Annotated in this window: 13 protein-coding genes; 6 read left to right on the top strand and 7 right to left on the bottom strand. The window is 65.9% G+C overall.

Annotated features, from left to right (window positions below):
• Nucleotides 1–431 precede the first annotated feature (431 nt).
• A complete protein-coding gene (locus tag GGR61_RS05920) occupies nt 432–1196 on the top strand; it encodes a glutamine amidotransferase (RefSeq protein ID WP_184406553.1) in 765 nt (254 codons plus the stop codon).
• Between the two features lie 46 nt (nt 1197–1242).
• Nucleotides 1243–2142 carry a BPSS1780 family membrane protein gene (locus GGR61_RS05915; protein ID WP_184406554.1) on the top strand — a complete coding sequence of 300 codons (900 nt, stop codon included), beginning with the start codon at nt 1243–1245 and terminating at the stop codon, nt 2140–2142.
• A gap of 364 nt (nt 2143–2506) precedes the next feature.
• Here GGR61_RS05915 and tatC read toward each other — a convergent pair whose 3' ends face one another.
• The 4 genes from tatC to GGR61_RS05895 all read right to left on the bottom strand — a co-directional run bounded on the left by tatC (nt 2507) and on the right by GGR61_RS05895 (nt 5038).
• Nucleotides 2507–3244 (bottom strand): twin-arginine translocase subunit TatC, encoded by a 738-nt coding sequence (tatC, locus tag GGR61_RS05910; RefSeq protein ID WP_184406555.1) that lies wholly within the window; start codon nt 3242–3244, stop codon nt 2507–2509.
• The gene (tatB, locus tag GGR61_RS05905; RefSeq protein ID WP_184620781.1) at nt 3241–3813 is read right to left on the bottom strand and encodes a Sec-independent protein translocase protein TatB; all 573 of its coding nucleotides are present in this window, start codon (nt 3811–3813) and stop codon (nt 3241–3243) included. Before tatB ends, tatC begins: the two co-directional genes overlap by 4 nt.
• A gap of 15 nt (nt 3814–3828) precedes the next feature.
• The gene (gene tatA, locus GGR61_RS05900) at nt 3829–4056 is read right to left on the bottom strand and encodes a Sec-independent protein translocase subunit TatA (protein ID WP_003484969.1); all 228 of its coding nucleotides are present in this window, start codon (nt 4054–4056) and stop codon (nt 3829–3831) included.
• A 73-nt stretch (nt 4057–4129) separates the two neighbouring features.
• On the bottom strand, nt 4130–5038 hold the full coding sequence (locus GGR61_RS05895; RefSeq protein WP_184406557.1) for a YSC84-related protein: 909 nt from the start codon (nt 5036–5038) through the stop codon (nt 4130–4132).
• Between the two features lie 155 nt (nt 5039–5193).
• Here GGR61_RS05895 and hemH point away from each other — a divergent pair, with 155 nt between their 5' ends.
• From hemH to GGR61_RS05880, 3 genes are all read left to right on the top strand, one after another.
• The gene (gene hemH / locus GGR61_RS05890; RefSeq protein WP_184406627.1) at nt 5194–6159 is read left to right on the top strand and encodes a ferrochelatase; all 966 of its coding nucleotides are present in this window, start codon (nt 5194–5196) and stop codon (nt 6157–6159) included.
• 2 nt (nt 6160–6161) lie between these two features.
• Complete coding sequence (locus GGR61_RS05885) at nt 6162–7025, top strand: alpha/beta hydrolase (protein ID WP_184620949.1); 864 nt, start codon at nt 6162–6164, stop codon at nt 7023–7025.
• 134 nt (nt 7026–7159) lie between these two features.
• The gene (locus GGR61_RS05880) at nt 7160–7447 is read left to right on the top strand and encodes a hypothetical protein (RefSeq protein ID WP_184620780.1); all 288 of its coding nucleotides are present in this window, start codon (nt 7160–7162) and stop codon (nt 7445–7447) included.
• Nucleotides 7448–7610: 163 nt separating this feature from the next.
• Here GGR61_RS05880 and GGR61_RS05875 read toward each other — a convergent pair whose 3' ends face one another.
• The 3 genes from GGR61_RS05875 to ttcA all read right to left on the bottom strand — a co-directional run bounded on the left by GGR61_RS05875 (nt 7611) and on the right by ttcA (nt 11202).
• A complete protein-coding gene (locus GGR61_RS05875; protein ID WP_184620779.1) occupies nt 7611–8396 on the bottom strand; it encodes a SprT family zinc-dependent metalloprotease in 786 nt (261 codons plus the stop codon).
• 914 nt (nt 8397–9310) lie between these two features.
• Nucleotides 9311–10216, bottom strand: coding sequence for a recombination-associated protein RdgC (locus GGR61_RS05870; protein WP_184406561.1), 906 nt, complete (start codon nt 10214–10216; stop codon nt 9311–9313).
• A gap of 65 nt (nt 10217–10281) precedes the next feature.
• The gene (ttcA, locus tag GGR61_RS05865; RefSeq protein WP_184620778.1) at nt 10282–11202 is read right to left on the bottom strand and encodes a tRNA 2-thiocytidine(32) synthetase TtcA; all 921 of its coding nucleotides are present in this window, start codon (nt 11200–11202) and stop codon (nt 10282–10284) included.
• Between the two features lie 609 nt (nt 11203–11811).
• Here ttcA and xylA point away from each other — a divergent pair.
• The gene (gene xylA, locus GGR61_RS05860; protein WP_184620777.1) at nt 11812–13149 is read left to right on the top strand and encodes a xylose isomerase; all 1338 of its coding nucleotides are present in this window, start codon (nt 11812–11814) and stop codon (nt 13147–13149) included.
• Nucleotides 13150–13220 lie beyond the last annotated feature (71 nt).

The raw sequence follows: 13220 nt of genomic DNA, 5'->3' as shown, positions 1-13220 counted from the left end.
GGATTGGCTTGGCTTGGTGGCGTGATCGGCGCGGCCGCCCTCACCCCAACCCCTCTCCCGCGAGCGGGAGAGGGGCTTATGTCCGCGACTCCCGCGCATGGAAATGCTGCCTTCCCTTCTCCCGTGCCCAGCAATGCTGCCTTTCCCTTCTCCCGCGGGCGGGAGAAGGTGCCCGGAGGGCGGATGAGGGCTATCCGCACGATACCGCCGCTGCTCTGACCATCAACTGGATGCAAAGACTGGCGACCGACCTAGCAACACCTCAGCCATCGCCGCTCAGCACGCGCCGCCCGCCCCCTCGCCCCCCAAACCACCCCTCAACACATAGCCATCTGGCATAACCTTAGCTGCATCCGTTGGGAGGCCAGTCGAAAAACCCGCGCGTAGCTGCCTACAATCAGGCATATCCGTCGCTGCTGGATTTCGATCGCATGTCCGCCTTGCCGTTCCTGATCATCGAAACCGGCCGCCCCGTGCCGGCGATGAGGCGATACGGCCGCTTCCAGCACTGGATCCGCGTTGCGGCCGGGCTGGCCGAGCATGAGACCGTCGCCATCGATGTCGCCAACGGCGACCGCCTGCCCAGCCGCGACGGCTTTGCCGGCACCATCGTCAGCGGTTCGGCCGCCTTCGTCACCGACCGCGCCGACTGGAGCGAACGCAGTGCCGAATGGCTGCGCGAGGCCGCCTATCAAGGCATGCCGCTGCTGGGCATCTGCTATGGGCACCAGTTGCTGGCACACGCGCTGGGCGGCGAGGTCGACTACAACCCGGCCGGGCGCGAGTCCGGCACGATCGCGCTGGAATTGGAGCCGCCGGCCGAACAAGACCCCTTGTTTGCCGGCCTGCCGATGCAGTTCCCCGCCCACGCCACCCACCTGCAGACGGTGCTGCGCGCGCCCGACGGCGCCGTCGTGCTGGCACATTCGCGCCAGGACCGTTGCCACGCCTTCCGCTGGGGCCAGGCCACCTGGGGCGTGCAGTTCCACCCCGAGTTCGCCACCCACCACATGCGCGGCTATGTGCAGGCGCGCGCCGACTGCATTGCCCGCCATGGCTGCTGCGCCCGCACGGTCGCCCGCGAGGTCACCGCCGCGCCGATCGCCCGCAAACTGCTGCGCCGGTTCGTGCATCACGCCCGTGGCCTGCAAACAGTGAACGCTCATCCCGGCGCACACACACAAAAGCAGCGATAATCGCGGCACGCCGGATGGTCCGGTGCGTATCGATCCGGAATTGGGAATGAGCGAAATCCGCAAGGTGCCGGCGTCTGCCGGCGCAGAATGGCTGTTGACCGGTTTCTCGCTATTGAAGCGGGCGCCGCTGGCGCTTGGCTCGCTGGGGGTGATCTGGAGCGTGGCGGCCACCCTGGTGGTATCGCTGTCGGTACTGGTGCCGCTGCTGGGCCCGGCCCTGCAGTTCCTGCTGGTCTTGGCCGGCCCGCTGTTCATGGGCGGCCTGCTGTGGGCGATCCGCGAGGTCGACGAAGGCCGCATCGCCAAGCCATCGCATCTGCTGCACGGCCTGCAGGACGGCCGCGCGCCGCATCTGCTGGTGTCACTGCTGCCACAGCTGATCGCCGGCCTGCTGCTGGGCGTGCTGTTGCTGGCGATGATCGGCGCCAGCGGGCTGCAGCAGTTGTCCGAGGTGATGGTCAAGATCAATCAGATCAGCCAGTCCGGCGCGCAGCCGGACCCGGTGCAGATCGAGCAGCTTGCCGCCAGCCTGCCGGCCGGCCGCATCCTGCTGTGGCTGCTGCTGACCATCGCCACGTTCGCGGCGATGACACTGGCGCTGTTTGTGATGCCGCCGCAGGTGATGTTCGACCGCAGCACCGGCGGCCATGCGCTGCGCGAGAGCTTGCGGGCAAGCCTGCACAACCTGCCGGCAATGCTGGTGTTCTTCCTGCTCGCCTTCATCACCATCTTCGCGATCTATTTCGCGGTGATGATCGTGGCGCTGATCGTCGGCCTGGTGGCCGGGCAGACCGTGGCGATGTGGCTGGCCCAGCTGTTGTTGATGGCGGTGCTGATGCCGGTGTTCGCAGGCTCGGTCTACGCCGCCTGGAAGCAGATGTTCACGCACGACGGCAGCGTCGCCCAGCCAACTGCGCCATCGCGCCCGGATGTGTTTGCTGCTTGATTTGCTTGCGCGTCGCCGGTCGAGATGATCACTCGGCCGGTTGTATCGGTCTGCAAGGCATACCGGTATTGGCGACCATCCCCATGTTGGCACGCGCTTCGGAAGATCTTCTGACGCACGTGCCAACCGATGGTTATTGACCAGGATCCATCCGTCGGATGGATCCGCGATCCGATCACTCTCGATCTGCTTGATCTCCACGCCCACGACCGTACTGCCAACGCGCAGGTGATCTTCGGGCGTCTTGCGCGCTGTTAGCTACGCGATGAACACTGCAACGATGCTGCCCGCGGGCGCTTCAAACAACTGCTCTGACGCGGTGCCTTGCATGTCCAATCCGGCGGAGTGGCGTGTGGGAGACGGATTAGTCGCTCTTCGGCCCAACTGCACGCGAAGCGATGATGCCCAGCTCATAAAGCAGGCACATCGGGATGGCCAGCATCAGCTGCGAGACCACATCCGGCGGGGTGAGCACTGCGGCCAGGACGAAGATGCCGACGATGGCGTAGCCGCGCCCTTCGCTGAGCTGCTTGGGCGTGACCCAGCCCAGCAACACCAGGATCACCAGCGCCACCGGCAGCTCGAAACTGGCGCCGAAGGCGAAGAAGATCGCCAGCACGAAATCCAGGTACGAGTTGGCGTCCGGGGTGATGGCGATGATGTCCGGCTTGAACGTGGTCAGGAAGTGGAACACCGCCGGCAACACCAGAAAATAGGCGAATGCGCAGCCGATATAGAACAGCGCCACCGCCGAGGCCAGCAGTGGAAACGCCAGCTTCTTTTCGCGTTGATACAGACCCGGCGCCACGAAGGCCCAGGCCTGATACAGCAGCCACGGCACGCTGAAGAACACCGCCACGAAGAAGGTCAGCTTGAGCGGGGCGAAGAATGCGCCGGCCGGATTCACTGCGACGATGGTCTGCCCCAGCGGCAGCTGCGAAATCAGCGGTGCGGCCAGCCACGAATAGATCGCCCGCGAAAACGGCAACAGGGCCACCAGCACCACGCCCAGACCGATCAAGGCGCGCACCAGGCGCGCGCGCAACTCGACCAGATGCTCGATCAGACTGCTTTCGGCCTGTGCGTCGTCGAACAGGCTCACGGCCGTTTCTCCTGGATCGTGGTCGGTTCGGTCGGTGTGGGCGTCACCGGCGCGTGCGCACTGGCGGCATGCGGTGCCGGCACCAGCGGATCATGCGGCGCCGGCACGGGCACGTGCTGAGGCGCCGGGGCGATCGGCTGGGCCTGTGCGATGACCGGTGCGGCCGTGGTCGGCGCGCCTGCGGCCGATGATGCGTGGTCCGGTGTGGAGACATCATCGGCATGCGCCAATTCCAGCGGCGTCGCTACCGGGGCCGCAACGCTGCGAATATCGATGTCGCGACTGACGTCGTCATGCAGCGCGCGGGCGCCCTGCTCGACCTGCTGCTGCTTGTTGCGCAGCTGATCTTCGGCTTCGCGCAACGAGGCCTGCACGTCCTGCAGGCTGCGCTTGAGCTCTTCGGCCTCGAGCTCGCGCTCCAGTTCCTGCTTGACCGAATCCCATTGCGCGCGCGCGCGGCGCACCCACAATCCGGCAAACCGGGCCGCCTTGGGCAAACGCTCGGGACCGAGCACCACCAGGGCGACGATCGCAATCAGCGTCAGTTCGCCAACACCTATGTCAAACACCGACGCCGCTCCGGATCAGCGCGCGTCGCGGTCGCGTTCGGCCTGCGCCTCGCGCGCCTGCTCGGCAGTGCGCGAGTCGTCGCCGAGCTTCCCGGCCGGCTTGTCGTCGTCGTGCATGCCTTTCTTGAATTCCTTGACCGCGCTGCCGAGATCCTTGGCACCGCTGGTGAGCCGCTTGGTACCGAACACCAGCAACACGATCACCAGCACGATCAGCCAGTGCCAAATGCTGAAACCGCCCATGATCTGCTCGCTTGCTGAAGAAGAAGGAAGACGCAGGATACCCCAGCGCACCGCGCAGGGGGATGACAGCGCGTCAGCGGTTGCCGTCCAGCGATTCGGTGCGGATTTCGCCGTCGGACACCGGCTGGAATCCCTGCTGCGGCGGGGGCGTGGCGGCGGGCTGCATCGGTACCGTGCTGGCTTCATTGGCCGGCGGTGGCGGGGACGATGGTGCCTGTGTTGGTGCCTGTGCCTGGGCCGGCGGTGCAGTGGGCGATGGCGGCGCGGTACCCGCACCGTCGGTGCCGCGATTGGCGCGTGCGGTGTAGGTGGCCTCTTCCAGGCGGTCGCGGAAGGCGATCACGTCGGTGGACGGGCGCTCGTTGGTGCGGCCTTCGAAGATCATGCGCGGGGTGGCGCCGCCACCGTACGCATTCAGATCGGCGGCATCGTCGATCTGCAGCACCGCGCCATCCAGCGCGACGCCGGCAAACAGGCCACGGGCACGCGACCAGGACCAGATTTCGGCCTTGAGCTGGCCGTCGGTGGCGGCGGCGGCATTGCGGCCCACCGGGCCTGCAGCCACGCCGGCATCGGCGCCGAGGGTGAACTTGCCGTTGACGATGTTGTCCAGGCTGCGGTCGTTGCGGAACACCAGCACCACGTCGGAGGACTGCACGCCGGCCTGGAAGCCGATGCTGCCGCCGGTGAGCTTGACGAACACCGGCTGCGACCAGCTGCCGTCGGGGTTTTTCATCGACATCAGGCCGTGGCCGCGACGGCCGCCGATCACCAGGCCGGCCTTGAGCGTGTCCGGGATGACCACGATGGCGCGCGCTTCGTCGAGCAACTTGTCCGGGATGGCCTGCTCGGGAATCTTCATGATCTCGCTGAGCACCCGCACCGCGTTACGTGCGCGCTGGTCCTCTTCCGGGCCGGCGACGGCATGGCCGGCGGCGAAGGTCAGCGACAACAACAGGGCCAGGCGCGACAAACGAGGCATGACAAGCTCCAAAGGACAATCCAGCAAAGATAAATCAACCAGGTGACGTTAGTCGCGGCGCAATGAATCGGTGGTGAGCGCAACCGGGTCGGCAGATGCGCTCAATGCGTCCGATCGACACGCTGTCCTCGGCAGCACTGCTGCGCTCTGCCAGAATGGTGCGCATGAACACCACCCCCGATACCGCCCTGCTGGTCGTCAACCTCGGCACCCCCGAGTCGCCCACCGCCCCGGCCGTGCGCCGCTACCTGGCCGAGTTCCTCAGTGACCGCCGCGTGGTCGCGATTCCGCCGCTGTTCTGGAAACCGCTGCTGTACGGCGTGATCCTGCCGATCCGCGGCCCCAAGTCGGCGGAGAAATACGCCAAGGTGTGGTTGCCGGACGGCTCGCCGCTGGCGGTGTACACGCGCCGTCTGGCCGAGGGACTGAAAGAGGTGATGCCCGATTGGCATGTGGAATGGGCCATGCGTTACGGCCAGCCCGCGCTGCGCAAGACGCTGGACGGCCTGCGTGCGCGCGGCATCAAGCGCATCGTGGTGCTGCCGCTGTATCCGCAGTATTCGACCACCACCACCGCCTCGATCCAGGACGTGATCGATGCCTGGCGCCCGAGCGCGCCGGAGATCGCGGTGGAGGTGATCCAGGACTATTGCGAAGACGCCGGCTGGGTCGCGGCGATTGCCGATTCGATCCGCGCGCATTGGCAGGCGCACGGGCGCAGCGAGAAGCTGATGTTCTCCTTCCACGGCCTGCCGCAGCGCGTGGCCAATGCCGGCGACCCGTATCCGCAGCAATGCGAACGCAGCGCGCAGGCGATCGTTAGCGCGTTGGGCCTGGGCGCGGACGAATGGCAGATGGGCTATCAGTCGCGCTTCGGCGCCGAACGCTGGCTGCAACCGTATGCCGAGCCCACGCTGTGGAAACTGGCCGAAGGCGGCGTGCGCAGCTTCGATCTGGTGTGCCCCGGCTTTGCCACCGACTGCCTCGAAACGCTTGAAGAAGTGGCCTTGGGCTTTGCCGAAACACTGGCCGAGCGTAACGCCACACTGAGCTATATCCCGTGTCTCAACGCCAGCCCTGCGCATGCGCAGGCACTGGCCGCGTTGGCACGTCGCGTATGAGGTTGGAGCCGTTTGCGTGCGATCTGCCGATTGGTCGGATCACAGGGTTGCGCAATCACGAGCGCGGCCCGCGCCGGATGCTGGCGCTGCATGGTTGGCTCGATAACGCCGCCAGTTTCCTGCCGCTGAGCGCGCACCTGCATGCACAGGACCTGGACCTGGTGTTGCTCGACCTGCCCGGCCATGGCCACAGCGCGTGGTTGCCGATCGGTGCCGAGTACACGCTCAGCAGCGCGATCGGCATTTTGTTGCAGGTGGCCGATGCTCTGGGCTGGGACCGTTTCAGCGTGCTCGGCCATTCGCTGGGCGGCGGCGTCGCCAGCCTGCTGGCGGCCGCCGCGCCGGAGCGCGTGGACGCCTTGATCGCCATCGAGGCCTTGGGCGCACTGGCCGAGCCGGTGGAAAGCACCGCAACGCGCCTGCGCGATGCGGTGGCCTCGGCCCGCACGCTGGCGCAGCAACCGCTGCGGGTGTTTCCGTCGATGGAGATGCCGGTGCGCGCGCGCATGATGGCCAATCAGCTCACCGAGCCGGCCGCACGGCTGCTGGTGGAACGCGGCCTGCGCGTGGTCGAAGGCGGCTACAGCTGGTGCATCGACCCGCGCCTGACCCTGCCGACCGCCATCCGCATGACCGAAGCGCAGATCGATGTGCTGCTGGCCTCCGTCGCCTGCCCGACCCAGGCGATCTTCGCCACGCCGGCGCAGGTGTATTTCCCCGAAACGCTGCGCGATCACCGTGTGGCGCTGATGCGCGACGCGCGCCTGCAACTGCTGCCGGGCACGCACCATGTGCATATGGAAACCCCTGCGGCGGTGGCAGCAATAATCAACGGGTTTCTGGCCGAGTTGCCGCCGCGCGGCTGAGCACAGACCGATGGCGCCGGCGTTCACGCACGCCTCTGCATGGCGCGTTGGGTCATGGGGATGTAGCGATTGCCGGCGCTTGCGCAGCGGCGGCGTGTCGGCCACTCCACCCTCCAACGGGATCAGGTAGCGCAATGCGTACTGCTGAAAACCTTGTCGCCGCCATCGCGTCCTTCGACGCGTGGAATACGCCCTGGACATTCGTCGGCAGCGTCTGCGCAGACCCGCGGCTGGACGACAACGACCGGCAACTGCTGCAACAGGTGTGGACAACGGTTCATCGATCCGATCAGTGGCTGTCGGCCAACGATCTGGCTACTGCGGCGACCACGGTCGGCACGGCGCTGATGCAGCGCTTTCCCTGGCTGTCGCCGTTGGCTTGTCGGCAGGTCGTCAGGGCCGCGGCGTACCAGTGGACGTAGCGGCAACGCCTGCAGTTCACGACGCGCTGCGCGCCGGTCGCGTTATGGGCATCGATAAGGAGGCGCCAACTGGCACGGAGTCCACCTGTGCACGCGCCACTGCTGGCTGAAGCTCTGCCGGTGGTTGTCGCCAGGGCCGCAGCCTGCGCAACAGCGGCCACGCTCACTCTGCCTGCAACATACGCCGCAGCTGCGCCTTGAGTTGGCGGCCGTGTTCGTGGAAGTAACTGCGTTCGTCGCGCCAGGTAGGGAAGCGCTGCTCCACTTCGGCCCAGAACGCCGGCGAATGGTTGGCCTGCAGCAGATGGCAGAGCTCGTGCACCAGCACGTATTCGAACGCGGAAGAGCGACCGAGCACCAGCGCCAGATCCAGCGCCATCGAGCCATCGGGTGCGAGCGAGCCCCACTGCGAGGACATCACCTTCAAGCGTACCCGTGCCGGTGCGCGCGGCAAGCCGGGCAGATAGCTCGGCAACCAGCGGCCGACATCGGCGCGCGCCTGCGATTCGTAGAATTCCTTGAGGGTGCGGCGTAAACCGGCATCGCCCAATCGCGCGGGAAGATGGAAGTGCGCGCCTGCGTCGGTCGTCTCGATACGCGCATAGCGCCCCTCATGCCAACTGAGCGGCAGCAAGGCACCGCGCAATGGCAACACACCGGGAACGCCACGCTCCAGCGCAGGCAAGGCATCGACCTGCTGATACCGCGACAACTGGGTACTCAGCCAGTCCAGATGCGCATGCAGAAACCGTTCCCCGGAGACCAGGCTTGCGCGGATCGGCAAGGTCAGCCGCGCGCCGCGTTCGTCCACGCTGAGCTTGATGCGCCGCGCACGCGGGTCGCGCACGCGCAGCACTGCGATCTCGCGCCCGTCCAGTTGCACCTGTACGCAATCGCGTTCGACAACCTGCGGGACGGGCGCGATAAGGCGGCGGACGGGCTTGAACATGCGCACAGGATAGCGCCGGGATGTGTCAGGTGGTAAGACGGAGCGATTGATGTATCCGATGACGGCGGGCGCGCGCGCTGCGGCGACACTGCATCCATCACGCCCTCCCTGACGCAATGCGCGACACGCAGCCCAAACCGTTTGGACGCACGCGCCACAACGACGTGTGCATGGTCCGCGCAGTGTGCGAGCCGCGCCCATGCCAACAGCGTCGATGCGTGACCAGGCGCGGTGGACGCCGGTACCGGGCCATTGTTGGCGTCACTTGGAGCAGGAAACAACGACTACGCTCATCGCCAAGTGCGCGCGGCAGGCATTGCGGTTCCCATCAGCATACGACCACGCTGGCGGTGCGGAGAGGGCAGCGCGCCCCCGACCAAGGCGGCGTTGAAACATCCAGATACTGCTGAAGGTCGAACTCTCGGTCACCTTGACAGGTGATCGAGCGGTGGGAATGGGTCGGTTGCAGAGCAGCGGCTCTGCGGCCTGGCTGCGGAGCCCTTGCCCGCCGACCGTCGCGGGACACGCCGTGAATCCGTCCATGGAGGCTCTTATGCGGCATCCATGCCGCATAAGGTCCCGCGACAGTCGGCGGACAAGGACCAGTCGAGAGGGTCGGTGTGCACGGCCAAGAGCAGTGCGTGATGTGTGCATCTTCGATGCTGAGCCACCGGTTCGACGTCCGATACACGTCGAGCGGCAAGCAGGTTTTCTACCCGACCAACGATTAACTTTCTGGCGCGGTGTCCTCCCGGCTTGCGGGATCCTTGGTGGCATGAATGCCGCCAAGGATCCTCCATCAAGGGATGCACGGCGTGTCCCGCAAGCGGTCAGGGCAGCGCGCCCCTCGACTCCCCGCGCGTTTGACTGAAGCTCGGATCGCGCCTCGACGCCGCCACGGTGCGGCGTCCTGGTTACTCGGCCTTGCTCAGCTTCAACGCGGTTTCCAGCAGCAGGAACAGGCGGCGAATTTCTGCGCTCATCAACGCAAAGCGCGCATCGAGCTCGGCGCGCGCGCCGTCGTCGTCGCTGTGTTCGAGCTGGTCCAGTGCGCCATCGAGGAACTTGAGCTTGCGGATCACCAGATCGTCGCCGAGCACGAACGACAGGTTGTCGTCCAGCACCAACGCCAGCTTGGTGACCTGCTTGCCGGCTTCCAGATGCTTGTCGATCTCGTCGCCGCGCAGTTCCTGATGCTGGCACTTGACCACCGCGCCGCCTTCGATCGGATCCTTCATCTCGCACTCTTCGCCCAGGCTCAGGCCTTCGGGCAAGGGCTCGCCGGCGATCCAGCCGGTGAGGATGGAGCGCGGTGCGACTTCGGCGTTCAACGGCAGCGCAGGGAAGCTGCCGAGCGCGCCGCGGATCTCGCTCATCACGTTCTCGCCGCTCTTGCGGCTGGAGCTGTTGACCGCGATGTAGCCGTGCTGCAGGTCCAGGATGGCATCGGTGCGCGAGCTCTTGACGAAGGCGCGCGGCAGCAGCTCATGGATCAGGTCGTCCTTGAGGCGCTTGCGTGCCTTGCCGCCGGGGCGACGGCCTTCCTTTTCTTCGATCTCGGCGACCTTGCGCTCGAGCAGATCGTTGACCACCGCGCCGGGCAGGATCTTGTCCTCGCCACCGACGGTGAGCCAGAGGAAATCTTCCAGACGGTGCGAGAGCAGCTCCTGCTCGTCGCGGCCGAACGGGGAAATGAAACCGCGCGAACTCATTTCCAGCGGGCCGACCGGCTTGAGCTGCACTTGCGGCAGCAGCGTATCGATTTCGGAAAAATCCAGCGTGGTGGGAAAGCGGAACAAGGTGAGATTGCGAAAGAACATGCGTTGGACCGAAGAGAGAAAGAAACGTGGAGGGTGGAAGACGGACGCTGACCGGATGAGCCGCGTCAGTCGCTGTCGTGTGTGGTGTCGGTGGCGGCCAACCACGCGGTGGAATCGAGATCAGGATCAGACGGTGCCACGTCGCCGCTGCGGCCAAGCGACAGGAAGTCGAACAGCCTGCGGTCGGCCAGTTGCTCGGGGCGCACATCGGCCAGCGCGCGGGCGATCTGCTCGACCCGCCCGGGCTGCTCGCGGTCCCACTGCTGCAACATCCTGCCGACCTGCTGGCGCTGCAGGTTTTGCTGGCTGCCGCACAGGTTGCACGGAATGATCGGGAACTGGCGCGCCTGCGCGTACGCGGCAATATCGGCTTCGCGCACATAGGCCAGCGGGCGGATCACGACATGCTGGCCGTCGTCACTGCGCAGCTTGGGTGCCATCGCCGCGAGCCGGGCATGGTGAAACAGATTCATAAAAAACGTGGCCACGATATCGTCGCGGTGATGGCCAAGCGCGATCTTGGTCACGCCATGCGCCTGTGCGTAGGCGTACAACGCGCCGCGCCGCAGCCGCGAGCACAGCGAACACATGGTCTTGCCGGCCGGGATGACCCGGCTGACCACCGAATAGGTGTCCTGTTCGACGATATCGAACGGCACGTCCAACCCGCGCAGATAGGTCGGCAGCACATCGACAGGGAAGTCGGGCTGCTTCTGGTCCAGATTCACCGCCACCAGGGTGAACGGCACCGGCGCCTTGCGCTGCAACTGCAGCAGCATATCCAGCAGGGTGTAGCTGTCCTTGCCGCCGGACAAGCAGACCATGATCTTGTCGCCGGCGGCGATCATGCCGAAATCGGCAATCGCCTGGCCCACCTGGCGTTGCAGGCGTTTGCCCAGGCGCACCTGCTCACGCTGCAGCCGCTGACGCGGGTCGCGCGGCGCGGGGTCGGCCAGGGGGTGCGGCAGCGGCAGGACAGCGGTCATAAGCCGGCCATTGTAGCTGCCGGGGATGGTGGCTGAGGGGCCGGACGGGTGGATGGGTGGATGGGTGGATGGGTGGCGGGACGGCAGCCCCCATCCGCCCTGCGGGCACCTTCCCCCGTGAACGGGGGAAGGGAGCGTGCCTGCTTCCGCCAGCGCGCGCTCCATATCCAACCGGCCAGACCAGTCTCTGACCAAGCCCCTCTCCCGCATGCGGGAGAGGGTGCCCGAAGGGCGGGTGAGGGCAGCCCCACCATCACAGCACCTGCCACCTAGCGCAGTGGCTACGGAACAGGTCGTATCTCGCAGCGCAGCAAGCCTTTCGGCGCCGGGCTGGGTAAAGTCGGGCAGACCGCTTCCCTCGGGATAGGCATGGCATCTTCGGCTTCGCTCCATCGCGCGGCTTTTTTCAGTCGCGATTGTGGTAGCGCTAACATTTCGCATCGCGCAGACGCTGCAATGCATCGACGCGTATGCCATGGCTGGCTGACAGAGCGCGCTGGCAACACGCCATGGCGATGCTGGATGCGCCTTGGCCGAGTCGCACAGCGATCCGTTCTTGGTAGTGACGCCTTTCACTGTTCCCCTCCCCTTCTGCAGGAGCTTCACCCCATGAGCAACACCGTCTACATCGGCGCCAAAGAATATTTCCCCGGCATCGGCAAGATCGGCTTCGAAGGCCGCGACTCGGACAACCCGCTGGCCTTCAAGGTCTACGACGCGCATAAAAAGATCGGCGACAAGACCATGGCCGAGCACCTGCGCTTTGCGGTGGCCTATTGGCACAGCTTCTGCGGCAACGGCGCCGATCCGTTCGGCCCGGGCACGCGTGCGTATCCGTGGGATGTAGGCAATACCGCGCTCAATCGTGCCGAAGCCAAGGCCGATGCCGCATTCGAGTTCTTCACCAAGCTCGGCGTGCCCTATTACTGCTTCCACGACATCGACCTGTCGCCCGATGCCGACGACATCGGCGAATACGAGCGCAACCTGCAGCACATGGTCGGCATCGCCAAGCAGCGCCAGGCCGATACCGGCGTCAAGCTGTTGTGGGGCACCGCCAACCTGTTCTCGCACCCGCGCTACATGAATGGTGCATCGACCAACCCGGACTTCAATGTGGTGGCGCGGGCGGCGGTGCAGGTCAAGGCCGCGATCGATGCCACCGTCGCACTCGGTGGCGAAAACTACGTGTTCTGGGGTGGCCGCGAAGGCTATGCGTGTTTGCACAACACCCAGATGAAGCGCGAGCAGGACCACATGGCGCGCTTCCTGACCCTGGCGCGCGACTACGGCCGTGCGATCGGCTTCAAAGGCAATTTCCTGATTGAGCCCAAGCCGATGGAGCCGATGAAGCACCAGTACGACTTCGACAGCGCCACCGTGATCGGCTTCCTGCGCCAGCATGGCCTGGACCAGGACTTCAAGCTCAATATCGAAGCCAACCATGCCACGCTGTCGGGCCATAGCTTCGAGCACGACCTGCAAGTCGCCTCCGATGCCGGCCTGCTCGGCAGCATCGATGCCAACCGTGGCAACCCGCAGAACGGCTGGGACACCGACCAGTTCCCGACCGACCTGTACGACACCGTCGGCGCGATGCTGGTGGTGCTGCGGCAGGGCGGGCTGGCACCGGGCGGGCTGAATTTCGATGCCAAGGTGCGGCGCGAATCATCCGATCCGCAGGACCTGTTCCTGGCCCATATCGGCGGCATGGACGCGTTCGCACGTGGGCTGGAAGTGGCCGATGCGCTGCTGACCTCCTCGCCGCTGGAAACCTGGCGCAAGGAGCGCTACGCCAGCTTCGACAGCGGTGCCGGTGCGGCGTTCGCCGATGGCACCAGCACGTTGGTGGATGTGGCCCAGCACGCAGCCGGTAACGAGCCCAAGCAACTCAGCGGCCGTCAGGAAGCCTACGAGAACCTCATCAATCAGTATCTGACGCGTTGATGCTGTGTAGGTGATCGCTTGGCACATGCATGCGATCACCTGCCGTCTGCACCCATGCAGGCGTGCAGCGT

The sequence above is a fragment of the Xanthomonas sp. 3058 genome, assembly GCF_014199765.1.
Taxonomy (GTDB): domain Bacteria; phylum Pseudomonadota; class Gammaproteobacteria; order Xanthomonadales; family Xanthomonadaceae; genus Xanthomonas; species Xanthomonas campestris_B.
Note: the sequence above shows the minus strand (reverse complement) of the source record. Positions and strands in the feature narration are given on the sequence as shown.

Coding starts and splice junctions, on each gene's coding strand:
- GGR61_RS05875 (WP_184620779.1), bottom strand. CDS start 8,396: ATGTTCAAGCCCGTCCGCCGCCTTATCGCGCCCGTCCCGCAGGTTGTC.
- GGR61_RS05915 (WP_184406554.1), top strand. CDS start 1,243: ATGAGCGAAATCCGCAAGGTGCCGGCGTCTGCCGGCGCAGAATGGCTG.
- GGR61_RS05880 (WP_184620780.1), top strand. CDS start 7,160: ATGCGTACTGCTGAAAACCTTGTCGCCGCCATCGCGTCCTTCGACGCG.
- ttcA (WP_184620778.1), bottom strand. CDS start 11,202: ATGACCGCTGTCCTGCCGCTGCCGCACCCCCTGGCCGACCCCGCGCCG.
- GGR61_RS05920 (WP_184406553.1), top strand. CDS start 432: ATGTCCGCCTTGCCGTTCCTGATCATCGAAACCGGCCGCCCCGTGCCG.
- GGR61_RS05870 (WP_184406561.1), bottom strand. CDS start 10,216: ATGTTCTTTCGCAATCTCACCTTGTTCCGCTTTCCCACCACGCTGGAT.
- GGR61_RS05895 (WP_184406557.1), bottom strand. CDS start 5,038: ATGCCTCGTTTGTCGCGCCTGGCCCTGTTGTTGTCGCTGACCTTCGCC.
- hemH (WP_184406627.1), top strand. CDS start 5,194: ATGGTGCGCATGAACACCACCCCCGATACCGCCCTGCTGGTCGTCAAC.
- xylA (WP_184620777.1), top strand. CDS start 11,812: ATGAGCAACACCGTCTACATCGGCGCCAAAGAATATTTCCCCGGCATC.
- tatA (WP_003484969.1), bottom strand. CDS start 4,056: ATGGGCGGTTTCAGCATTTGGCACTGGCTGATCGTGCTGGTGATCGTG.